The sequence below is a fragment of the Pseudomonas oryzihabitans genome (assembly GCF_006384975.1).
Taxonomy (GTDB): domain Bacteria; phylum Pseudomonadota; class Gammaproteobacteria; order Pseudomonadales; family Pseudomonadaceae; genus Chryseomonas; species Chryseomonas psychrotolerans_B.
On the sequence record NZ_CP021645.1, the window covers coordinates 710,001 to 732,107 of the forward strand.

Consider the following 22,107-nt stretch of genomic DNA (forward strand, 5'->3'; position numbering starts at 1 on the left):
TGCGGCTGGATCACCTCCTTAATCGAAGATGTCAGCTTGCTGACAAGCTCCCACACGAATTGCTTGATTCACTGATAGAAGAGCAATTGAGTTAGATAGACTCAAGGTAAGACGATTGGGTCTGTAGCTCAGTTGGTTAGAGCGCACCCCTGATAAGGGTGAGGTCGGCAGTTCGAATCTGCCCAGACCCACCAATCGATGGGGCCATAGCTCAGCTGGGAGAGCGCCTGCTTTGCACGCAGGAGGTCAGGAGTTCGATCCTCCTTGGCTCCACCATTTCCTTGGTGGCCCATGCGCGTCACTGCCAGTCACCTGACTAACACAATTGCTTGAAAGCTCAGAAGTGAGCCTTTGACTTCCTTCATCACCTAGTGAAGAGGGAAGGGCACAAAAGCTGACTTCTGGTCTTTGATCAGAACTGTTCTTTAAAAAATTGGGAAAGTGATAGAAGTAGACTGCATTGATTGTTTTCACTGGCAATCAATGTCGTCAAGGTAAAATCTTGCGAACTCAAGCGCAAGTTTTCGGCGAAATGTCGTCTTCACTCATCTAACGCTTTGCAGATCGGTAGCATCCTTGGATGCCAGCGAGATTGCTTGGGGTTATATGGTCAAGTGAAGAAGCGCATACGGTGGATGCCTTGGCAGTCAGAGGCGATGAAAGACGTGATAGCCTGCGATAAGCTTCGGTGAGGTGGCAAATGACCTGTGACCCGGAGATCTCTGAATGGGGGAACCCACCTAGGATAACCTAGGTATCTTAACCTGAATCCATAGGGTTAAGAGGCGAACCAGGGGAACTGAAACATCTAAGTACCCTGAGGAATAGAAATCAACCGAGATTCCCTTAGTAGTGGCGAGCGAACGGGGACCAGCCCTTAAGTTGATTTGAGAGTAGCGGAACGCTCTGGAAAGTGCGGCCATAGTGGGTGATAGCCCTGTACGCGAAACGCTCTTATCAATGAAATCGAGTAGGACGGGGCACGAGAAACCCTGTCTGAATATGGGGGGACCATCCTCCAAGGCTAAATACTCCTGACTGACCGATAGTGAACCAGTACCGTGAGGGAAAGGCGAAAAGAACCCCGGAGAGGGGAGTGAAATAGAACCTGAAACCGTATGCGTACAAGCAGTGGGAGCCTACTTTGTTAGGTGACTGCGTACCTTTTGTATAATGGGTCAGCGACTTATTTTCAGTGGCGAGCTTAACCGAATAGGGGAGGCGTAGCGAAAGCGAGTCTTAATAGGGCGTCTAGTCGCTGGGAATAGACCCGAAACCGGGCGATCTATCCATGAGCAGGTTGAAGGTTAGGTAACACTGACTGGAGGACCGAACCCACTCCCGTTGAAAAGGTAGGGGATGACTTGTGGATCGGAGTGAAAGGCTAATCAAGCTCGGAGATAGCTGGTTCTCCTCGAAAGCTATTTAGGTAGCGCCTCATGTATCACTCTGGGGGGTAGAGCACTGTTTCGGCTAGGGGGTCATCCCGACTTACCAAACCGATGCAAACTCCGAATACCCAGAAGTGCCGAGCATGGGAGACACACGGCGGGTGCTAACGTCCGTCGTGAAAAGGGAAACAACCCAGACCGTCAGCTAAGGTCCCAAAGTCCTGGTTAAGTGGTAAACGATGTGGGAAGGCTTAGACAGCTAGGAGGTTGGCTTAGAAGCAGCCACCCTTTAAAGAAAGCGTAATAGCTCACTAGTCGAGTCGGCCTGCGCGGAAGATGTAACGGGGCTCAAACCAGGCACCGAAGCTACGGGTATCACCTCTGGTGATGCGGTAGAGGAGCGTTCTGTAAGCCTGTGAAGGTGAGTTGAGAAGCTTGCTGGAGGTATCAGAAGTGCGAATGCTGACATGAGTAACGACAATGCGAGTGAAAAACTCGCACGCCGAAAGACCAAGGGTTCCTGCGCAACGTTAATCGACGCAGGGTGAGTCGGTCCCTAAGGCGAGGCTGAAAGGCGTAGTCGATGGGAAACGGGTTAATATTCCCGTACTTCTAGTTACTGCGATGGGGGGACGGAGAAGGCTAGGCCAGCTTGGCGTTGGTTATCCAAGTTTAAGGTGGTAGGCTGATCGTTTAGGTAAATCCGGACGGTCAAGGCCGAGAGCTGATGACGACCCTTCTTTTAGAAGGGGAAGTGGTTGATGCCATGCTTCCAGGAAAAGCCTCTAAGCTTCAGGTAACTAGGAACCGTACCCCAAACCGACACAGGTGGTCGGGTAGAGAATACCAAGGCGCTTGAGAGAACTCGGGTGAAGGAACTAGGCAAAATGGCACCGTAACTTCGGGAGAAGGTGCGCCGGTGAGGGTGAAGGGTTTACCCCGTAAGCTCATGCCGGTCGAAGATACCAGGCCGCTGCGACTGTTTATTAAAAACACAGCACTCTGCAAACACGAAAGTGGACGTATAGGGTGTGACGCCTGCCCGGTGCCGGAAGGTTAATTGATGGGGTTAGCGCAAGCGAAGCTCTTGATCGAAGCCCCGGTAAACGGCGGCCGTAACTATAACGGTCCTAAGGTAGCGAAATTCCTTGTCGGGTAAGTTCCGACCTGCACGAATGGCGTAACGATGGCGGCGCTGTCTCCACCCGAGACTCAGTGAAATTGAAATCGCTGTGAAGATGCAGTGTATCCGCGGCTAGACGGAAAGACCCCGTGAACCTTTACTGTAGCTTTGCACTGGACTTTGAGCTTGCTTGTGTAGGATAGGTGGGAGGCTTTGAAGTGGGGACGCCAGTTCCCATGGAGCCATCCTTGAAATACCACCCTGGCAACCTTGAGGTTCTAACTCTGGTCCGTCATCCGGATCGAGGACAGTGTATGGTGGGCAGTTTGACTGGGGCGGTCTCCTCCTAAAGAGTAACGGAGGAGTACGAAGGTGCGCTCAGACCGGTCGGAAATCGGTCGCAGAGTATAAAGGCAAAAGCGCGCTTGACTGCGAGACAGACACGTCGAGCAGGTACGAAAGTAGGTCTTAGTGATCCGGTGGTTCTGTATGGAAGGGCCATCGCTCAACGGATAAAAGGTACTCCGGGGATAACAGGCTGATACCGCCCAAGAGTTCATATCGACGGCGGTGTTTGGCACCTCGATGTCGGCTCATCACATCCTGGGGCTGAAGCCGGTCCCAAGGGTATGGCTGTTCGCCATTTAAAGTGGTACGCGAGCTGGGTTTAGAACGTCGTGAGACAGTTCGGTCCCTATCTGCCGTGGACGTTTGAGATTTGAGAGGGGCTGCTCCTAGTACGAGAGGACCGGAGTGGACGAACCTCTGGTGTTCCGGTTGTCACGCCAGTGGCATTGCCGGGTAGCTATGTTCGGAAGAGATAACCGCTGAAAGCATCTAAGCGGGAAACTTGCCTCAAGATGAGATCTCACTGGAGCCTTGAGCTTCCTGAAGGGCCGTCGAAGACTACGACGTTGATAGGTCGGGTGTGTAAGCGCTGTGAGGCGTTGAGCTAACCGATACTAATTGCCCGTGAGGCTTGACCATATAACACCCAAACAATCTGACCGCGTGTCAGAGCGTGAGGAAGACGACGCCGAAAACGGCGCGTGGGTTCGCAAGACCCGAGACGATACGTTTACTTCTGTCACCGACCTAATTGGGCCAGTCAGGCAGCTTCATCGCCTGGCCAGCCAACCGAATTGCTTGACGAACATAGAGCATTGGAACCACCTGATCCCTTCCCGAACTCAGAAGTGAAACGATGCATCGCCGATGGTAGTGTGGGGTTTCCCCATGTGAGAGTAGGTCATCGTCAAGCGCCTAATACCCAGCACCCCCGCTCAGTTCACTCTGACGGGGGTGTTGTCTTTGGGGCGGGAAAAGTTTGGCCTCATCCGCTCTGGCGCGAGGCTCAGCACTGATCAGCTCGACGTGCATCGCCGCCATCAGCCGGCAAGGATCTCGGATCCGCTTCATTTTTTTGAATTTTTTCGGTATACAATGACGAACAGCCTAGGGCTGATAGGCAGGGGTGCGGAACGTCGTACCCCTTTTTTTTTGCTGGACTGACAAAATTTGCAGCTTGGCCTAGGATCCTATCCCTAGGGCCATAAGGTCCTAAGGTATTCTGGCTAAGGCGACGCAAGCGATGAGAGCGCAAGCGAAGAGGATTCGATTTTGATCAAAGTGCTGGTTGTCGACGATCACGATCTTGTCCGTACTGGCATTGTCAGGATGCTCGCCGATGTCGCGGGGATCCAGGTGGTTGGCCAAGCTGATAGTGGGGAGACCGCACTCAAGCTTGCTCGTGAACTTCAGCCGGATGTCGTTCTGATGGATGTCAGGATGCCTGGTATCGGAGGGCTTGAAGCTACTCGTAAACTGTTGCGTAGCCAGTCCGACCTGAAGGTCGTGGTGGTGACCGCCTGCGAGGAGGATCCCTTCCCTACGCGTCTCCTGCAGGCCGGTGCCTCTGGCTATCTGACCAAAGGGGCCGACATTGAAGAGATGATCACCGCTATCAAGCAGGCATTCGCCGGTCGTCGTTACATCAGCGCTCAGATTGCTCAGCAGCTGGCATTGAAACCTTTTCAATCCAAGGCCGAGGCGTCGCCGTTCGATCAGCTGTCGGAACGAGAAATTCAGATTGCCTTGATGATAGCGGGTTGTCAGAAGGTCCAGGTCATATCCGACAAGCTCTGCTTGTCTCCAAAGACCGTTAATACCTACCGCTATCGTATATTCGAGAAATTATCGATTACCAGCGATGTCGAATTGGCCATGTTGGCCGTTCGCCATGGCATGGTGGATGCAACGAGTTGATATGAGTCACTCCTTTGATGCTGCAGCTTTTTTATCCGGCTGTAGCGGTCGTCCCGGTGTCTACCGGATGTTTGATGAGGGCGGCAAGCTCTTATACGTAGGCAAGGCCAAGAATCTTAAAAACAGGCTTTCTAGCTATTTTAGAAAGACCGGCCTTGCCCCTAAAACCGCATCGATGGTCTCGAAGATCGCCCAGATCGAGACGACCATTACCGGTAATGAAACGGAAGCTCTGCTCCTTGAGCAGAACTTGATCAAGCAATGGCGCCCCCCGTACAACATCCTACTTCGGGACGATAAGTCTTATCCCTACGTCTATCTCTCCACTGATGATCAGTATCCCCGGCTGACCATTCACCGCGGTGAAAAGAGAGGGAAGGGGCGTTATTTCGGCCCCTACCCCAGCGCTGGTGCGATCCGAGAAAGCCTCAATTTACTGCAAAAGGCTTTTCAGGTCAGGCAGTGCGATGACAACTACTTCCGCAACCGTACTCGCCCTTGTCTGCAATATCAGATCAAAAGATGCAAGGGGCCTTGCGTTGCCTTGGTGAGTCAGCAGGAATATGCCGAGGACGTTCGCCATTCGGCGATGTTCCTCGAAGGCCGCAGCAATGCCTTGGCTGAAGAGCTACAGGCCAAGATGGAAACGGCCTCGATAGGCCTGGAATTTGAGCGAGCTGCGGAGTTGCGAGATCAACTCGCGTTGGTCAGGCGGGTTCAGGATCAGCAAAGTATCGAAGGTGGCAGTGGCGATGTCGATGTCATCGCGGCCATGGTCAACCCGGGTGGGGCGTGCGTGCATCTGATCAGCGTCCGCGGTGGACGGGTATTAGGCAGCAAGAACTTTTTTCCCGAGGTGGGTATCGAGGAAGACGCCAGTGAGGTCCTGGCCGCATTCCTGGAGCAATACTACCTTGCCTATCTGGAGCGGGATCTTCCGGATGAAATCATCGTGAATTCTGTACACGATGATTTTCCCACGTTGATAGATGCCTTCTCCGAGGTTCACAAACGGCAATTGGTCATCGCGCATCGTGTGCGTGGCACCCGGGCTCGCTGGCAACAATTGGCTGTGACGAATGCTGAGCAGGCGCTCAACACGCGCCTGGCCAATCGACAACATATGGGCGTGCGTTTCGATGCCCTGGTGCAGGCGCTGGATCTACCAGAACCTCCACAGCGCTTGGAGTGTTTCGATATCAGCCACTCCAGTGGCGAGGCAACGGTCGCCTCCTGCGTCGTCTTTGGACCGGAAGGGCCGCTCAAATCCGATTATCGTCGCTACAACATCGAAGGCGTTACGGCTGGCGATGACTATGCCGCCATGCACCAGGCGCTCACTCGACGTTTCAGTCGGCTTAAGGCAGGCGAGGGTAAGCTGCCTGATATTCTGCTGGTGGACGGTGGCAAGGGGCAGTTGGCGATGGCTCGTGAAGTGCTCAGGGAGCTGGCGGTCCCCGATTTGGTTCTGTTGGGTGTCGCCAAAGGTGTCACGCGCAAACCAGGCCTCGAAACGCTGTATCTGGATGACCCTTCGAACGAGTTCACGCTGCCGGCGCATTCTCCGGCTTTGCACCTCATCCAGCAGATTCGTGACGAGGCGCATCGCTTTGCTATTACGGGTCATAGAGCACGTCGCGGAAAGGCGCGGCGCACGTCGTCCTTGGAGGAGGTGGCAGGTATAGGGCCCAAGCGCAGGCAGGAGCTCTTGAAGCATTTCGGTGGTTTGAGAGAGCTACAGCGGGCGAGCATCGAGGAGATTGCCAAGTCGCCCAGTATCAGCAAAAAGCTGGCCGAGCAGATTTATGCCGCCTTGCACAGCGAGTAGAATCGCCCCACGTTCATCAACAGCCGCGCCAATGAATATTCCAAATCTGCTTACCGTACTGCGCGTCTTCCTCATACCCTTGTTCGTCGTTCTGTTCTATCTGCCGGTTCATTGGAGCTACTGGACGGCGAGTACGATTTTCGCTATCGCCTGTGCAACGGACTGGCTGGATGGCTATCTGGCGCGCCGGCTGGGGCAGAGCACACCCTTTGGGGCCTTCCTAGACCCGGTTGCGGACAAGTTGATCGTCGCGGTGGCGTTGGTACTGCTCGTGCAAGAGCATGCCAGTGCCTGGCTGACGCTTCCGGCAGTGATCATCGTCGGGCGGGAGATCGTCGTATCGGCATTACGTGAGTGGATGGCAGAGCTTGGGGCGCGGGCGCAGGTAGCGGTATCCAACCTGGGTAAATGGAAGACCGCTGCGCAGATGTTGGCGCTCGTCATATTGCTGGCCAATCCGCCCCAGCTCACCTTCTGGGTGATCGCTGGATACGCTTTGCTCATCGTGGCTGCTGCCTTGACTCTGTGGTCCATGTGCACCTACCTGATGGCGGCTTGGCCCCATTTGATGAGCGCTGAGAAAAAAAAATAAGTTTTTGAATCAATGGGTTGACATGTCGGGTGGCTCATATAGAATGGCGCCCGTCACCAAGCGGGAATAGCTCAGTTGGTAGAGCACGACCTTGCCAAGGTCGGGGTCGCGAGTTCGAGTCTCGTTTCCCGCTCCAAGTTTACATGAGTGTCGCAAGACATTCAGGTTTGAGGCCGGGTGGCAGAGTGGTCATGCAGCGGATTGCAAATCCGTGTACGCCGGTTCGATTCCGACCTCGGCCTCCACTATTGAGAACCCCGTAGATCCTGGATCTACGGGGTTTTTTCATTTGCACGGCGGAAAGTAAGGTTCCGCAGCTCGTTTCCGCAAGCACCGGTGAGTTCGTGTCATCGACGACCTTGCCAAGGTGTCGGTAGGCGACGGCATGTATGGGATGTGCTCCGGTAGTTTCAACGGTTGCTGTTGTGGCAAAGGGCTTGCGAGTCGCTTCGCTCGCGACTGCATCTATGGGTGCGCAAGACAAGTTGCTATGTCAGGCGCGAGCTGTAGTTGAAGGGTTTTGACGTTGGTAGGGTGTCCATTTGGCCTTCAAAAGAAGTCGAACAGTAGAAACGAGAAGGCGGTAAGCCCTATGGCACCTGCCGTCAGGAAGAAGAGAAGGCCGCCAACATAGGCCGTGCTCTTTCTGGACATGGGTATTTCCTTGCCGAGACCTCAGAGCGACCAGAGCTCTACTCGAAAGGCGGAATCATCGTCGACTCGTTGTGAAAATTTGGTAGATGGTAGCGAACCGCTGATTTTGACGATGTCTGTCTTTACCCCTGTCATGAAAGCCTGGGTTGCTATGTCTAGCCCACCACGTTCCTAGTGGGTTTCTCTGTCCGATGAGCTCGGTTTTGATCTGATGGAGCGGATTAGAAAAAAATTCTTGGTTAAAGCGGCGCGATGGAAGGGTTGGAAAGGGCTTCCAGCTCGATTTTTCGAGCCGCGTCGTTGTTTGGTTCAATAGGCAAATTCGGTAACGCTTGCGGAAACGATTTCACTGTAAGACAATGAATTCACTAGATATTGGGGGCAGAATTCACCTTCGTGTGTGCCGGTTCGAGCCGATCTCGGCCCCCACTATTGATAGCCCCGTAGATTTCGTTCTACGGGGCTTTTCATCATCCAGGGATGTTTTGAGTACTGGATCAGCTGTAACGAGTTCTGCTGGAGCAGGATTCGGCTTTGCCCGAGTGGTGAAACTGGTAGACACAAGGGACTTGAAAATTTGAGCCCTTCCGGGGAAACCCTGAAGGTGACGCCCGTCAAATTCGGCGAACGCCCTGGAGTCATTCCGAGCCAACGCCGAGCCAAGCCCCGGAAGGGGAAGGTGTAGAGAGCAGACGGCGGGCACCTAAGGCCTCATGGCTAAGGTGAAGGCGTGCTCCAGACCACGAACGGCAGCTGTTAGCCGGCGGTGAAAACCGAAGTGGTAAGAAAATCCCTCGACTTAACGGTCGTGCCGGTTCGATTCCGGCCTCGGGCACCATCCATCCAAAAGGCCACTCGTGCATGCATGAGTGGCCTTTTGTCGTTAGGAGGGGATCGTCCAGTAGGGGGGTTCGTCCGCGTCGCGCTCGATGCGTGAGCGACTGTCGAGGATGAAGGCTTCGAGCATGGCGGCGTCGAGCAATTCGGTGCGGGCGATAGGGCGCTTCAGTACCGATTGGCCGCTACGGGAGAATACCTCGACGTCATAGGCTCGTTGATCTCGTGTCGAAATCACGCAGCGCAACGGCTCGAAGCCGCCTTTCAAGGTATTGAAGGCGCTGGCAAGTTCCACATAGAGGGTCATCCGAAAAAGCTTCCTGTTCAAAGGTGGCACTGTGACAGCATTGGCTGCTACAGGGTTTCACCTTCGCAGAGAAGTGCCGTCATATCGCGATGCTAGTCGCAAAATCACGGCCCTGCTTTCGGAGTTTCATTGCCAGCCTTGCAGCCAGCATTCTGCATCCAGCAGCTCGCGCCAGTCCAGCGTCCATGTACGACGAGTGAGAACCGCTTGTAGATCTATTTGCGAGATGGGGGCGGTCTCCAATTCGGGCGCATAGACGCGGGTCACGATGAAGTGGCGTTGGCGCTCACGCGGCTGGACGGCAGTCCATTTGCTATGCAGCAGCTTGCTGGGATTGATGCGTCTGGCCGTCATCCCTGCATGGCTTCCAGTAGGGGAGCACGGCGGTAACGCTGCAAGAGCGCCTCGAGATTGCGATCGGGCATGGCGTGGGCCCTGAGCGCCGAGATGGTGCGCTCTACGTAATCCAGCGTGGTACCGAAATGACCGCAGGCTTCGGTCAGCACGCGGTTGAGGATGTCGTCCGGAAGATTGCCGGCGTAGCAGGGCAGATTGCGCTTGAGGACGAAACCGAGCGCCTGGACCTTGCTGCCGTCTTCCAGATGGCAGTGCAGCCAGCGCGGCCGGTAGGAGCCGTCCGGCATCTCTCGCTTCCACAAGGCCAGCAGATGGTCGTCCAGCTGTTCATCGGGCAGCTGGTAGGCGAAGCCTGAGCAGGAACCGCCGCGATCCAGGCCTAGCACCAAACCGGGTTGTTCGGGTGTGCCTCGGTGCAGTTGAGACCAAAGATAGAGGCCGCGGTGATAGCCATGCACTCTTGCCCTGCGGGCGGCAACTGCCGGGCATTCGGGGCGCCAGATGAGTGAGCCATAGGCAAACAGCCAGACTGGGCCGGGCTCGCGTTGCGCCAGGGTGGCCTCCAGGGAGGCAACGAGTTCCGGGTGGGTGAGGGGTGTGGCAGGCGCGAGCTTGGGCGGGTAGGAAGCGAGAGTGCTGGAAGAAATCTGTCTATGCATGGGTGCCTGGTCCTCAACCGCAAAAGCTGCCGAGTCTTTGGGAGACCGGTCATAAGATCCTAACGAAAGTATGCTCGGAACCCATAGACCGTTCATGCCCATCTTTATGACGCTTGGTTAGGGCGCAGCGAGAAACATGCCAAAGAGCGGAATGGAAAACCTCAGGCGAAAAAAAGCCCGGCCGGAGCCGGGCTTGGGAAAGGTTTTGAATCAAGCGCTGGTGCGGATCAGGTGATCGAAGGACGCCAGCGATGCCTTGGCCCCTTCGCCCAGAGCGATGACGATCTGCTTGTAGGGGACGGTGGTGACGTCGCCAGCGGCGAAGACACCGGGTAGCGAGGTCTGGCAACGAGCGTCCACTTCGATCTCGCCGCGCGGCGACAGCTCCACGGTGCCCTTGAGCCAATCGGTATTGGGCACCAGGCCGATCTGAACGAAGACACCTTCGAGATCCACATGATGGAATTCGCTGGAGTTGCGGTCCTTGTAGACGAGACCGTTGACCTTCTGGCTGTCACCCTTGACTTCGCTGGTGAGAGCGCTGGTGATCACGGTGACGTTTGGCAGGCTGAACAGCTTGCGCTGCAGCACGGCGTCGGCGCGCAGTTGACCGTCGTACTCGATCAGGGTGACGTGAGCGACGATGCCGGCCAGGTCGATGGCGGCCTCGACACCCGAGTTACCGCCACCGATCACGGCGACGCGCTTACCCTTGAACAGAGGGCCGTCGCAGTGGGGGCAGTAGGCCACGCCGCGGTTGCGGTATTCCTTCTCGCCGGGCACGTTCATTTCGCGCCAGCGGGCACCGGTGGCGAGGATCACCGTCTTGGCCTTGAGCGAGCCGCCGTCGGCGAAGCGAACTTCGTGCAGGCCGCCGGCTTCGTGGGCCGGGATCAACTGCTCGGCGCGCTGCAGGTTCATGATGTCCACTTCGTACTGCTTGACGTGCTCTTCCAACGCCATGGCCAGTTTCGGGCCTTCGGTCTCCTTGATGGAGATAAAGTTCTCGATGGCCAGGGTGTCCAGCACCTGACCGCCGAAGCGCTCGGCAGCCACACCGGTGCGGATGCCTTTGCGCGCGGCGTAGACCGCAGCGGCAGCGCCGGCCGGGCCACCGCCGATGACCAGCACGTCGAAGGCGTCCTTGGCGTTGAGCTTGTCGGCGGAGCGGGCAGCGGCGCCGGTGTCGAGCTTGGCGACGATTTCTTCCAGACCCATGCGGCCTTGACCGAAGGGCTCACCGTTCAGGTAGACGCTGGGCACGGCCATGATCTGGCGGCGCTCGACTTCGTCCTGGAACAGGGCGCCGTCGACGGCGACATGCTTGACCCGCGGATTGAGCACGGCCATCAGGTTCAGAGCCTGGACCACGTCGGGGCAATTCTGGCAGGACAGGGAGAAATAGGTTTCGAACTGGTAGTCGCCGTCGAGGGCCTTGACCTGCTCGATGACGTCCTGGCTGGCCTTGGGCGGATGACCGCCGACTTGCAACAGGGCCAGGACCAGGGAGGTGAATTCGTGGCCCATGGGCAGACCGGCGAAACGCAGGTCGATGTTCTGACCAGGGGTCAGCAGGGCGAAGGAGGGACGGCGCTCATCGCTGCCATCGGTGCTCAGGCTGACCTGGTCGGACAGACTGGCGATGTCTTGAAGCAGGCTGAGCATTTCACGGGACTTCGCGCCATCGTCGAGGGACGCGACGATCTCGATGGGGCGCGTGACGCGTTCGAGGTAGGTCTTGAGCTGGGCTTTCAGATTGGCGTCCAACATGGCGACGTGGCTTCCGTAAAAAATGGGCAAAAAAAGAGCGCGCGGGCGAGGCGCCCGGGCGCTCGGGCTAGATCAGGCGGGCTTTAGATCTTGCCGACCAGGTCCAGCGAGGGGGTCAGGGTCGCTTCGCCTTCTTTCCACTTGGCGGGGCAGACTTCGCCCGGGTGGTTGGCGACGTACTGAGCGGCGCGGACCTTGCGCAGCAGTTCGCTGGCGTCACGGCCGATGCCGTTGTCGTGGATTTCGCACAGCTTGATCTGGCCTTCCGGGTTGATCAGGAAGGTGCCGCGCAGGGCCAGGCCTTCTTCTTCGATCAGGACTTCGAAGTTGCGTGCCAGGCGAGCGGTGGGGTCACCGACCAGCGGGTAGTTGACCTTCTTGATGGCCTCGGAGGTGTCGTGCCAGGCCTTGTGCGCGAAGTGGGTGTCGCAGGACACGCCGTAGATCTCGACGCCCAGCTTCTGGAACTCGGGGTACAGGTCAGCAAGGTCTTCCAGCTCGGTGGGGCACACGAAGGTGAAGTCAGCCGGGTAGAAGACGATGGCGGACCACTTGCCCTTCAGATCGGCCTCGGTCACCTGGACGAATTTGCCGTTGTGGTAGGCAGTCGCGGTGAAAGGCTTCACTTCGGTGTTGATCAGGGACATTGATGACTCCTTGAGGGTTTAAGGTAAGGGTTGAAATCGATAGGACGCATGCTAATCGCCTTTTGACGATTTGCCTCATTGTTAAAGGCGATGTCAGTGATTAGGCGCCTCTATCGAATACTACAGGGTTTGTGTCGAATCAGTGATTTAGGCGTGACCGAGCGCTTTCGGCGTGGCCTGGTGCTGGCCCCATTCGCTCCAGGAGCCATCGTACAGCCGCCCATCCGGCAGGCCGGCGACACTCAACGCCAACAGCAGAACGGCAGCCGTGACGCCGCTACCGCAGCTGGTAATGACCGGATGCAGGCCGTCGATGCCCAACGCCTGGAAACGCTGGCGCAGTTCCTGCGGTGACAGGAGGGTGCCCGCTGCGGTCAGCAGGCTGTCGTAGGGCAGGTTCAGGCTGCCGGGCATATGCCCCGAGGCGACGCCCGGACGCGGTTCTGGAACCTCGCCGGTGAAGCGTTTGGCGCCCCTGGCATCCAGCACCTGGGTCTGGCCCACGGCGAGCGCGGTCTGGACATCGCCCAGGCCGCAGAGCAGGCGATTGTTCAAGGCGGTGGGATAGGGCGCCTGGGGTTCAGGGTGGTTCTCGCCGGATTCCAGTGGCAGACCCAGGTCGCGCCAGTGCGGCAGACCGCCATCCAGCACCATCACCTGCTCGTGTCCGAACAGGCGGAACAACCACCAGGCGCGGGCGGCCGAGAAGAGGCCTTTCTGGTCGTAGGCTACGATGAAGGTTTCGGGCGTGACGCCCAGTTCGCCCGCCAGTCTGGCGAAGCGGCCGGCGCTGGGCACCATGTGCGGGAGCGAGGTATCCGGGTCGGAAAAGACTTCGATATCGAAACGCAGGGCGCCGGGGATGTGCTGCTGCCGATAGAGTTCGTCGGCATCTTGCGGCTCGTTCGGCAGATAGAGACTGGCATCGAGGATCATCAGGTCCGTACGACCCAACTGTTCCTGTAGCCAGGCAGCGGTGACCAGGGGGGAAGCGATCATGGTGGCGCTCCTGGGTTGGCGAAGGACGACAGCCTAGCGTGCCGTGGATGGCATGGGCTGTCACGTATGAGCGGATACTTTATCCTCGACGGCTTGGCAACTGGGTAGATGACTTATGAGCGAACTTAACGGGCACTCCAAGGGTGGCAACGACTGGCAGTTGAGCCGCATCGTCGGTGAGCTGCATGCCGCCCGTAGCGATTGGCGGGAAACCCACGGTCGTTTCCGTGAATTCAGCGGCCGCGAGCTGCCCTCGCGCAGCGTGATGGCGAGTGTGATCGAGTCCCTGAGCGGCGCGCTCTTTCCCCTGCGGCTCGGTCCGGATCAGCTGCGCCAGGAAAGTGAGGATTTCTACGTCGGCTTCGAACTCGAGCGCGCGCTCAACGCCCTGGTGATCCAGGCCAAGTTGGAGCTCGATTATTTCGCCAAGCAGCGTGGCGAGAATGGCGTCGATCGCGGCGAAGAGGCGCGGCGACTGGTGCAGGCGTTCGCCCTGGCCTTGCCGGAGCTGCGCCGGCTGCTGGATACCGATGTGATCGCTGCCTACCAGGGTGACCCGGCCGCGCGTAGCGTGGACGAGGTGCTGCTGTGCTATCCGGGCATCCACGCGATGATCCATCACCGTATCGCGCACCATTTCTACCGTAGCGGCCTGCCGCTGCTGGCGCGCATGGTCAGCGAGCGCGCCCATTCGGCCACCGGGATCGACATCCATCCGGGCGCCCAGATCGGCGAAGGTTTCTTCATCGACCATGGCACCGGCGTGGTGATCGGCGAGACCTGCATCATCGGCGACCGGGTACGGATCTACCAGGCGGTGACCCTGGGCGCCAAGCGCTTCCCGGCCGATGCCGAAGGCAACCTCAAGAAGGGGCACCCGCGGCATCCCATCGTCGAGGACGATGTGGTGATCTATGCCGGGGCGACCATCCTGGGCCGCATCACCATCGGTCAGGGCTCCACCATCGGCGGCAACGTCTGGCTGACCCATGGCGTGCCGGCCAACAGCAACGTGAGCCAAGCCAGCCTGCAGGGCTGCGCCGGCTTGGCTCAGGAGTAGTCGGGAGCCTGGTCGCGAACGAACTTGGCGAGAAAACGCCGGGTTCGTTCTTCACGTGGGTGATTGAACAGCTCGGCGGCTGGGCCCTGCTCGACGATGCGACCGCCGTCCATGAACAGCACCCGATGGGCGACGTCACGGGCGAAGGCCATCTCGTGGGTGACGATGAGCAGGGTGCGTCCTTCCTGGGCCAGGCCGCGAATCGTCTCCAGTACCTCGCCGACCCGCTCAGGGTCCAGCGCGGAGGTGGGTTCGTCGAAGAGGATCGCCTGGGGCCGCATGGCCAGCGCCCGGGCGATGGCGACGCGCTGTTGCTGGCCACCGGACAACTGCCCCGGATAGGCATCGGCCTTGTCGGCCAAGCCAACCTTGGCGAGCAGTTCGCTGCCGTGGGCGAGGGCGGCGGCGCGGTCTTCGCCCTGGACGATGATGGGCCCCTCGATCACGTTCTCCAGCGCGGTGCGATGGGGAAAGAGATTGAAGTTCTGGAAGACGAAGCCCATGCGTTGGCGTAACTGGCGGATCGCTGCCTGCTGCGCCTTCAGCGGTCGGGCCGCATCGATGTGCAGGTCGCCCAGGCTGATGCTGCCGGCGTCCGGCGTTTCCAGCAGATTCAAACAGCGCAGCAAGGTGGTCTTGCCCGAGCCGCTCGGGCCGATGATGGCCACCACTTCGCCCTGGGCTACGTCCAGGTCGATGGCCTGGAGGACGGTCTGCTGGCGGAAGGACTTGGACAGCCCTCTGACCTCGATCATGACTGGCCTCTTTCGTTGAGGTGGCGTCCGTAGTGCCGCTCCAGGCGCTCCTGCAGCGTGGACAGCAGGCTGGCGAGGATCCAGTAGAGCAGCGCCGCGGCGAGATAGAGACTGAAGATTTCGAAGGTCCGGGCGGTGATCAACTGGGCCTGGCGGAACAGCTCGGGCACCTGGATGGTGGCCGCCAGTGAGGTGTCCTTCACCAGCGCGATGAAGCTGTTGCCCAATGGCGGCAGGGCGATGCGCAAGGCCTGGGGCAGGATGGCGCGCCTGAGCGTCTGCAGGGGCGTCATGCCAATGCTGGCGGCGGCTTCCCACTGGCCGCGGTCGATGGCGCCGATGGCCGAGCGGATGATTTCCGCCGTGTAGGCAGCCATGTTCAGCGAAAAGCCGATCAGGGCTGCCGGCAACGGATCGAGCTGCACGCCGAGCTCGGGCAGGCCGTAGTAGATGACGAACAGCTGCACCAGTAGCGGCGTCCCCCGGAAGAAGGAAATATAGAGTCGGGCGACGCCGCGCAACAGCAGCTGTTGCGAGCGACGCAGCAGGGCCAGGCCGAAGCCCAGCAGCAGTCCGAAGAACATGCCGCCGAGACTCAGGACCACCGTCCAGATCGCGCCCTTCAGCAGGAAGGGCAGCGAATCGAGCAGAAGTTGTAGCGTGTCGGTCATTGGGTGACGTCAGCCTTGAACCACTTCTCGGAGATCTTCGCCAGGGTGCCGTCGGCCCTCAGCTTGGCGATGGCCTGGTCGATCGCCGCATGGAATTCAGGGTCGCCCTTGCGCTCGGCTATACCCGATTCCTGGCGGCTGAAGGGCTCGCCGGCCAGGGCCAGGCGATCCTTGGTCTTGGCCAGCAACTCCAGGGCGGCGAGGCGATCGACGAGGATGACGTCGATGCGGCCGACGCGCAGATCCTGGTACTTGGTGGGATCGTCTTCATAGGTACGGACGTCCGCCTGTGGGACGTTCTGGCGCAGCCACTGTTCGTAGTTGGTGCCCAGGCCGACGCCGACCTTCTTGCCGGCGAGATCGGCGGCGGTCTTGATCTTGTCGGCGTCTTCCTTGCGCACCAAGGCCTGGATGCCGGACACGGTATAGGGAGTGGAGAAATCGTACTTCTTCTTGCGCTCGTCGCTGATCGTTACCTGGTTGATCACTACGTCCAGGCGGCGGGACTCCAGGGCGGCCAGCAGGCCATCCCATTTGCCGGGCTCGATCTTGGCCTTCACGCCCAACTCCTTGGCCAGTGCCTTGGCGAAGTCCACTTCGAAGCCGGTCAGCTGACCGTTTTCATCCTGGAAGCTGAAGGGCGGGTAGGTGCCTTCCAGGCCGACGATCAATTCGCCGCGCTGCTTGACGGTCTGCAGCAGGTCTTCGGCCTGGGCGGTGGCCTGGTGGGCCAGGCCCAGGGCGAGCAACAGGGCGGCGCTGCGGAAGAGACGAAGGGACAGGGATTTGCGCATGGGTGAGATCCTTATGGGTATGAGGTGCGCCACTATGAAGGTGTCTGATCAGACAACCTTAGTGCGAAAACGGCTGACGTTATGCCATCTCCAGAGGAATTGGGCAGGGGTTCACGCCAGCCAGTCGCCATAGGCGAAGGTGCCCGGTGCGCCTCCGGTGTGCAGGAACACCAGCGGTCCAGGCGGCAGTTCATCGCTGGCCGTCAGGTCCAGCAGGCCGGCCATGGCCTTGCCGGTGTAAACCGGGTCCAGGACCAGGCCTTCCAGGCGGCCCAGTCGGCGGATGGCTGCCAGGGTGCCGGCATTGGGTTCGCCGTAGCGGGGGCCGTGGTAGCCGTCGTACAGGATAGGGGCGTTCCGGGGCGCGGCGACACCCAGCAGCTCGGCCAGTTGCTGGCGCAGCAGCGCCACGCGTGGCAGCTGCTCGGCGTTGCTGCGTGAGACGGTGATCCCTATGACCGGCAGGCCCGGTCGGAGGTGATCCAGCGCCAGATCCAGGCCGGCCTGGGTGCCGGCGCTGCCCGAGGCGACGATGACGGCGGCGGGTTGCAGCTCCAGGGCCTGGAGTTGATCGGCCAGTTCGAGGCCGGCCCGGACGTAGCCCAAGGCACCCCGCGCATTGGAGCCACCGATGGGAATCACCTTGGGCGTGCGGCCCTGCTGGCGCAGGCGCTCGGCTTCGGCTGCCAGCTGGCCGGCCGGGTCGTCGAGGGCCGCGACCGATTTGATCTGGGCACCGAACAGTTCGAGCAGCAGGCGGTTGCCGCCGTGCAGGTAGCCCGGATCGCGCGTGGCGATGGGATTTTCCAGCAGGGCCACGCAGTCCAGGCCCTGCTGGGCGGCGACTGCGGCGGTCTGGCGGACATGGTTGGACTGGATGGCGCCGGCGGTCACTAGGGTGTCGGCGCCTTCGGCCAGGGCCTCGGCGACCAGGTATTCCAGCTTGCGCACCTTGTTGCCGCCAAGGGCCAGGCTGGTGGTGTCGTCGCGCTTGCAATACACCGCCCGCCCCAGCTCCGCCGACAACCGCGGCAGGAAGTCCAGCGAGGTGGCGGAAGGCTGCAAGACCAGGCGGGGAAAGCGGGCGAGGGCGGTAGCGAGCATGACGAGACCTGAGGAAATGACGGGAGCTTCACTCTAGACCGAAGAGGCGACGACCCCTAATGCTGGACTCAGGCCAGGCTCGGGCGCCGCGCCAGGGCCTGGGGCAGCAGCGAACGCAGCAGCATGCCGTAGAGCGGCACGAAGAGAATCAGGCTGACTGTCAGCTTCACACCGTAGTCGACCAGCGCGATCTCCGGCCAGTGGGCGGCCATGAAAGGGTTGTCGCTGCGCCAGAAGGCCACGGAGAAGAAGGCGAGGGTGTCGAGGGCGTTGCCGAACAGGGTCGAGACGGTGGGCGCCAGCCACCAGTGACGCGAACGGCGCAGGCGGTCGAACACCTGGATGTCGAGCAACTGGCCCAGCACATAGGCGCAGAAGCTGGCCAGGGAGATGCGCAGGACGAAGACGTTGATCGCTGCCAGCGCCGCCCAGCCCTGGAAGCCGCCGTCCTGGAAGAGCACGGAAATGACGTAGGACGCCAACAGCGCCGGGATCATCACCCGGGCGATGACCTGCCTGGCGGGCGCCTTGCCCAGCAAGCGGACGGTTAGGTCGGTGGCGAGAAAGATGAAGGGGAAGCTGAAGGCGCCCCAGGTGGTGTGCCAGCCGAACAGTTGCAGCGGTAACTGCACCAGGTAGTTGCTGGCGATGATGATGAGGACGTGGAAAGCGACCAGCGCGGCGACCGCCGTGCGGCGCGCGGAATCGAGACGTGCGAGCATGAGTGGGGCCTTTTTGAAGGTACCTGGGGTGAGGGAACCCAGGCCCCGGGATCCGGGGCGGCGCCATCCTAGCCCAAACAGGGCGCCTATCACCAGCGAGCGTCTGAACAGGGAAGGAGTCGCCCGTCGGGAGCGTCCCCTTCCAGGCTAAAGAGACTCAAGCGGCCGGCTTGAGCACCACCTTGGTCCAGCCATCGTCCCGCGCATCGAAATGCCGATAGGCGTCCGGCGCTTCGGTCAGGCTCAGACGGTGGGAAATGATCTGCGAGGGTCGCGCCTTGCCTGCATGGATCAACCGCGCCAGCTCACGGTTGTAATTCTTGACGTTGGCCTGGCCGGTGCGGATTTTCTGGCCCTTGAACCAGAAGTTGCCGAAGTCGAAGGCCATCTTGCCCTGCTTGGCCAGGTCGTTCTGGCCGCCCGGGTCCTGGGGCACGAATACCCCGACCACGCCGATGCCGCCGGTAGCCCGCGTCGAAGCCACCAGGTTGTTCATGGTGAGGTGATTGACTTCGTGCCCATGGTGATCACAGCACTGGTAGCCGACGCACTCGCAACCGCGATCGGTACCCCGCCCGTGGGTGAGATTGAGGATCTGCTCGACCGCATCGCCCTCCTTGGCATGGATGGCCTTTGCCCCAAGTTTTTCCGCCAGCGCCAGGCGATCCGGCTGGTCGTCGACCACATAGACCTCGGAGGCGCCACGGATCATGGCCGCGTGGGTGGCCATGAGGCCGACCGGGCCCGCGCCATAGATGGCGATGGACTCCCCGGGGCGCAGGCCGGCCAGTTCGGTGGCATGCCAGCCGGTGGGAAAGATGTCGGACAGCATCACATAGTCGTCTTCGCGTTCCGCGGCGTCCTCGGGCAATACCAGGCAGTTGAAGTCGGCATAGGGTACCCGCAGCAATTCCGCCTGGCCGCCCTGATAGGGCCCCATGTCGGCGAAGCCGTAGGCCGCGCCAGCGACACCCGGGTTGGCGGTGAGGCAGAAGCCGGTCAGCCCGCGCTCGCAGTTTTCGCAGAAGCCGCAGCCGATGTTGAAGGGCAGGCAGACCCGATCACCGACCTTGATGCGATCGACGCCGAGGCCGACCTCGACCACTTCGCCGAGGTTCTCGTGGCCGAAGACCCGGCCGCTTTCGAAGCTGGTGCGGCCTTCGTACATGTGCAGGTCCGAGCCGCAGATGTTGGTGGTGGTGATCCTGACGAGGACGTCAGTGGGTTTTTCGATGCGGGCATCGTCTACGTTCTTGACCGCGACGTCGCGCGGGCCCTGGTAAACCACAGCTTTCATGATGTGCACTCCGGAGTGCCACGCCGGTCCGCTACGGGCACCCGTTTGGGTTGATGGAAATCGTCCCTAGGCTCTATACGAAAAATGCCTACGCATCGGTGATGCTTCGTTGAAAAAGGCCTGGGTCGCCAGCCCGGTCGGAATGCTCATTTACCACTCGTAAACTCCGCTTCCTCAGCCTTTTTCGCCTCGCCTGACCTTCGCTCGGCGACTTTTCGTACAGAGCCCAGGAGAGAGCGGCTTTAGCTGTCGCCTCAAGGGGAGGGCACCGTCACGCGGATGGGAGTTCAAATCGTCAGACGAGTTGGGCTGCGCTTAGGAGTCCTGCTAACGTTGCGCTTTTGACGACCAAAGAGGCTTGCCATGCACTATCGATCCCTGGGCCGAACCGAGCTGAAGGTGAGCGCCATTTCCCTGGGCACCATGACCTGGGGCGAGCAGAACACGGAGGCAGAGGCCTTCGAGCAGATTCGCGTCGCCAAGGCGGCTGGCGTCAATCTGCTGGATACCGCCGAGATGTATCCGGTGCCGCCGCGCGCCGAGACCTATACCCGCACCGAGACCATCATCGGCAACTATTTTCGCAAGCACGGAGACCGAGCCGACTGGGTGTTGGCAAGCAAGGCGGCTGGCCCCGGCCGTGACATGGACTACATCCGCAACGGCGGCCTGGCCTTTACCAAGGCCAATCTCACCGCGGCGCTGGACGCTAGCCTGCAGCGCCTGAACACCGACTATCTGGATCTCTACCAGCTGCACTGGCCGGATCGGCGCACCAACTACTTCGGCCAGTTGGGCTACGTGCACAACGATGCCGACTTCACGCCCCTCGAAGAGACCCTGGAAGCCCTGGATGGCCTGGTGAAGGCCGGCAAGGTCCGCCATGTGGGGCTGTCCAACGAAACGCCCTGGGGTGTGCAGCGTTTCCTGCACCTGAGCGAGACCCGTGGCTGGCCGCGGGTGGTGTCGATCCAGAATCCCTATAACCTGCTCAACCGCAGCTTCGAAGTGGGCCTGGCCGAGCAGGCCATACGCGAGCAGGTGGGGCTGCTGGCCTATTCACCGCTGGCCTTCGGTGTGCTCGCGGGCAAGTACCTGAACGGCGCTCGTCCGGAAGGGGCGCGACTGACCCTGTTCGAACGCTTCCAGCGCTACAGCAATCCGCAAACGCAGCGCGCGGCCCAGGCCTATGTCGAGCTAGCCCGGGAGCGCGGGCTGGACCCGGCGCAGATGGCGCTGGCCTTCGTCACCAGCCGACCCTTCGTGACCAGCAATATCATCGGTGCCACCTCGCTGGCCCAGTTGGAAAGCAATCTGGCGAGCAGTGAACTGGAGCTGGACGCCGAGACGCTCACGGCCATCGAGAAGATCCACGTCGACCAGCCCAACCCCGCGCCCTGAGTCAGGCGTTGTCGGGAAGGTCGCCCAACCCGGTAGCCAGCGCCTGGTACAGCACCTGTACCGGGCGGATCGCCCGGCAGCCGGGGCGCATCAGCAGCCAGAGTTCCATCGATGGCAGATCGTGCGGGGTGGCCAGCAGGACCCAGTCGGGATCGATGAGGTAGTCCGGGAGCAGGGCGACGCCCAGCCCGGCGCGTACCAGGCGGGCCACGCCGAGCAGGGTGTCGCAGCGCACCCAGGCCTCGCTGCCCGGATATTCCCGGCGCCGCCAGAGCACGCTGGGATGGTCGGGCAGCAGGTCATCGGGTGCCAGCCAGCGCCAATCGCTGGCCTGGGTGCCGGCGCGTTCGAGATAGGTCTTCGTGGCGCACAGCCGGTACTGCACCTGCCGCAGGCGCCGGCCGACCAGGTGGTTGGGCGGGCTCGCGGTCAGGCGCAGGGCCAGGTCCGCTTCGTGCCGGCTCAGATTGACGAAGGCGTTGTCGGTGGTGAGCTCCAGGCGAATCTGCGGATAGCGCGCCAGGAAGGCATCCAGGAGCGGCACCAGCAGACGCTCGAGCACTGCATCGGTGGTACTCAGGCGCACGCTGCCACTGGGCGGTGCCTCTTCGGCCAGCAATTCGGCACGGGCGGCCAGCAGGGCGTCTTCGGCGGCCTGCGCTGCCTGAAGCAGCGGCAGCACCTGGGGCAGCGGTCGGCAGCCGTGGCGCCCGCGCTCGAACAGCGCCAGGCCCAGGCGCGCCTCGAGTCGTCCGAGGGCGCGGTGTACCGAAGAAACATCCTGCGCCAGCAACTGGGCCGCCCGGGCGAGGGTCGCCCCGCGACTCAGTGCCAGTATCAGCGTCAGGTCGCTGTGTTCCAGTTGATAGTGCAT

Annotated in this window: 18 protein-coding genes, 4 tRNA genes and 3 rRNA genes (1 of these 25 cut by a window edge); 12 read left to right on the plus strand and 13 right to left on the minus strand. The window is 60.4% G+C overall.

Annotation, left to right across the window (positions count from 1 at the left end; all coding sequences use genetic code 11):
• The 10 genes from CCZ28_RS03190 to CCZ28_RS03235 form a co-directional block, all read left to right on the plus strand.
• Window positions 1-21: ribosomal RNA gene (locus CCZ28_RS03190) — 16S ribosomal RNA — on the plus strand (it extends 1,516 nt beyond the left edge of the window).
• 96 nt (window positions 22-117) lie between these two features.
• Window positions 118-194, plus strand: a tRNA-Ile gene (locus CCZ28_RS03195).
• A gap of 6 nt (window positions 195-200) precedes the next feature.
• Window positions 201-276, plus strand: a tRNA-Ala gene (locus CCZ28_RS03200).
• A gap of 332 nt (window positions 277-608) precedes the next feature.
• Window positions 609-3,501 (plus strand): 23S ribosomal RNA (locus tag CCZ28_RS03205).
• A 158-nt stretch (window positions 3,502-3,659) separates the two neighbouring features.
• A 5S ribosomal RNA gene (gene rrf / locus CCZ28_RS03210) occupies window positions 3,660-3,775 on the plus strand.
• Together the 16S, 23S and 5S rRNA genes with 2 tRNA genes alongside form the textbook arrangement of a ribosomal RNA operon.
• A gap of 359 nt (window positions 3,776-4,134) precedes the next feature.
• Window positions 4,135-4,779 (plus strand): response regulator transcription factor GacA, encoded by a 645-nt coding sequence (gene gacA, locus CCZ28_RS03215; RefSeq protein ID WP_140215848.1) that lies wholly within the window; start codon window positions 4,135-4,137, stop codon window positions 4,777-4,779.
• Between the two features lies 1 nt (window position 4,780).
• Window positions 4,781-6,607: an excinuclease ABC subunit UvrC gene (gene uvrC / locus CCZ28_RS03220; RefSeq protein WP_140215850.1), complete on the plus strand. Its 1,827-nt coding sequence runs from the start codon at window positions 4,781-4,783 to the stop codon at window positions 6,605-6,607.
• Window positions 6,608-6,638: 31 nt separating this feature from the next.
• On the plus strand, window positions 6,639-7,199 hold the full coding sequence (gene pgsA / locus CCZ28_RS03225; RefSeq protein WP_140215852.1) for a CDP-diacylglycerol--glycerol-3-phosphate 3-phosphatidyltransferase: 561 nt from the start codon (window positions 6,639-6,641) through the stop codon (window positions 7,197-7,199).
• Window positions 7,200-7,259: 60 nt separating this feature from the next.
• Window positions 7,260-7,335, plus strand: a tRNA-Gly gene (locus CCZ28_RS03230).
• Between the two features lie 35 nt (window positions 7,336-7,370).
• Window positions 7,371-7,444 (plus strand) — tRNA-Cys (locus CCZ28_RS03235).
• A gap of 1,292 nt (window positions 7,445-8,736) precedes the next feature.
• Here CCZ28_RS03235 and CCZ28_RS03240 read toward each other — a convergent pair.
• The 6 genes from CCZ28_RS03240 to sseA all read right to left on the minus strand — a co-directional run bounded on the left by CCZ28_RS03240 (window position 8,737) and on the right by sseA (window position 13,429).
• Complete coding sequence (locus CCZ28_RS03240) at window positions 8,737-8,997, minus strand: hypothetical protein (RefSeq protein WP_140215854.1); 261 nt, start codon at window positions 8,995-8,997, stop codon at window positions 8,737-8,739.
• Between the two features lie 126 nt (window positions 8,998-9,123).
• Window positions 9,124-9,351: a TIGR02450 family Trp-rich protein gene (locus tag CCZ28_RS24365; protein WP_167509198.1), complete on the minus strand. Its 228-nt coding sequence runs from the start codon at window positions 9,349-9,351 to the stop codon at window positions 9,124-9,126.
• Window positions 9,348-10,013, minus strand: coding sequence for a gamma-glutamylcyclotransferase (locus tag CCZ28_RS03250; protein ID WP_167509199.1), 666 nt, complete (start codon window positions 10,011-10,013; stop codon window positions 9,348-9,350). The genes CCZ28_RS24365 and CCZ28_RS03250 overlap by 4 nt, the downstream gene beginning before the upstream one ends.
• Window positions 10,014-10,223: 210 nt before the next feature.
• Window positions 10,224-11,783, minus strand: coding sequence for an alkyl hydroperoxide reductase subunit F (ahpF, locus tag CCZ28_RS03255; RefSeq protein WP_140215856.1), 1,560 nt, complete (start codon window positions 11,781-11,783; stop codon window positions 10,224-10,226).
• An 83-nt stretch (window positions 11,784-11,866) separates the two neighbouring features.
• On the minus strand, window positions 11,867-12,430 hold the full coding sequence (gene ahpC / locus CCZ28_RS03260) for an alkyl hydroperoxide reductase subunit C (protein WP_007161854.1): 564 nt from the start codon (window positions 12,428-12,430) through the stop codon (window positions 11,867-11,869).
• Window positions 12,431-12,577: 147 nt separating this feature from the next.
• Window positions 12,578-13,429: a 3-mercaptopyruvate sulfurtransferase gene (gene sseA / locus CCZ28_RS03265; RefSeq protein ID WP_140215857.1), complete on the minus strand. Its 852-nt coding sequence runs from the start codon at window positions 13,427-13,429 to the stop codon at window positions 12,578-12,580.
• 115 nt (window positions 13,430-13,544) lie between these two features.
• On the opposite strand from sseA, the gene epsC reads away from it, so the two are divergent.
• Window positions 13,545-14,489, plus strand: a complete 945-nt coding sequence (gene epsC / locus CCZ28_RS03270; RefSeq protein ID WP_140215859.1) for a serine O-acetyltransferase EpsC — start codon at window positions 13,545-13,547, stop codon at window positions 14,487-14,489.
• Here epsC and tcyN read toward each other — a convergent pair.
• The 6 genes from tcyN to CCZ28_RS03300 form a co-directional block, all read right to left on the minus strand.
• A complete protein-coding gene (gene tcyN / locus CCZ28_RS03275; RefSeq protein WP_140215861.1) occupies window positions 14,480-15,244 on the minus strand; it encodes an L-cystine ABC transporter ATP-binding protein TcyN in 765 nt (254 codons plus the stop codon). The two genes, epsC and tcyN, sit on opposite strands and share 10 nt — an antisense overlap.
• A complete protein-coding gene (gene tcyL, locus CCZ28_RS03280) occupies window positions 15,241-15,915 on the minus strand; it encodes a cystine ABC transporter permease (protein ID WP_058766147.1) in 675 nt (224 codons plus the stop codon). Before tcyL ends, tcyN begins: the two co-directional genes overlap by 4 nt.
• Window positions 15,912-16,724, minus strand: coding sequence for a cystine ABC transporter substrate-binding protein (gene tcyJ, locus CCZ28_RS03285; RefSeq protein WP_205894663.1), 813 nt, complete (start codon window positions 16,722-16,724; stop codon window positions 15,912-15,914). The genes tcyL and tcyJ overlap by 4 nt, the downstream gene beginning before the upstream one ends.
• Window positions 16,725-16,820: 96 nt before the next feature.
• The gene (locus tag CCZ28_RS03290) at window positions 16,821-17,813 is read right to left on the minus strand and encodes a D-cysteine desulfhydrase (protein ID WP_140215863.1); all 993 of its coding nucleotides are present in this window, start codon (window positions 17,811-17,813) and stop codon (window positions 16,821-16,823) included.
• Between the two features lie 68 nt (window positions 17,814-17,881).
• Complete coding sequence (locus tag CCZ28_RS03295; RefSeq protein ID WP_140215865.1) at window positions 17,882-18,535, minus strand: 7-cyano-7-deazaguanine/7-aminomethyl-7-deazaguanine transporter; 654 nt, start codon at window positions 18,533-18,535, stop codon at window positions 17,882-17,884.
• Window positions 18,536-18,692: 157 nt separating this feature from the next.
• Entirely contained in the window at window positions 18,693-19,832 is a 1,140-nt protein-coding gene (locus CCZ28_RS03300) for a glutathione-independent formaldehyde dehydrogenase (RefSeq protein WP_058763160.1), read from the minus strand.
• A 363-nt stretch (window positions 19,833-20,195) separates the two neighbouring features.
• On the opposite strand from CCZ28_RS03300, the gene CCZ28_RS03310 reads away from it, so the two are divergent.
• Window positions 20,196-21,233, plus strand: coding sequence for an NADP(H)-dependent aldo-keto reductase (locus tag CCZ28_RS03310; RefSeq protein WP_140215867.1), 1,038 nt, complete (start codon window positions 20,196-20,198; stop codon window positions 21,231-21,233).
• A 1-nt stretch (window position 21,234) separates the two neighbouring features.
• Here the strand turns inward: CCZ28_RS03310 and CCZ28_RS03315 are convergent, their stop codons facing one another.
• Window positions 21,235-22,107, minus strand: coding sequence for a LysR family transcriptional regulator (locus tag CCZ28_RS03315; protein WP_140215869.1), 873 nt, complete (start codon window positions 22,105-22,107; stop codon window positions 21,235-21,237).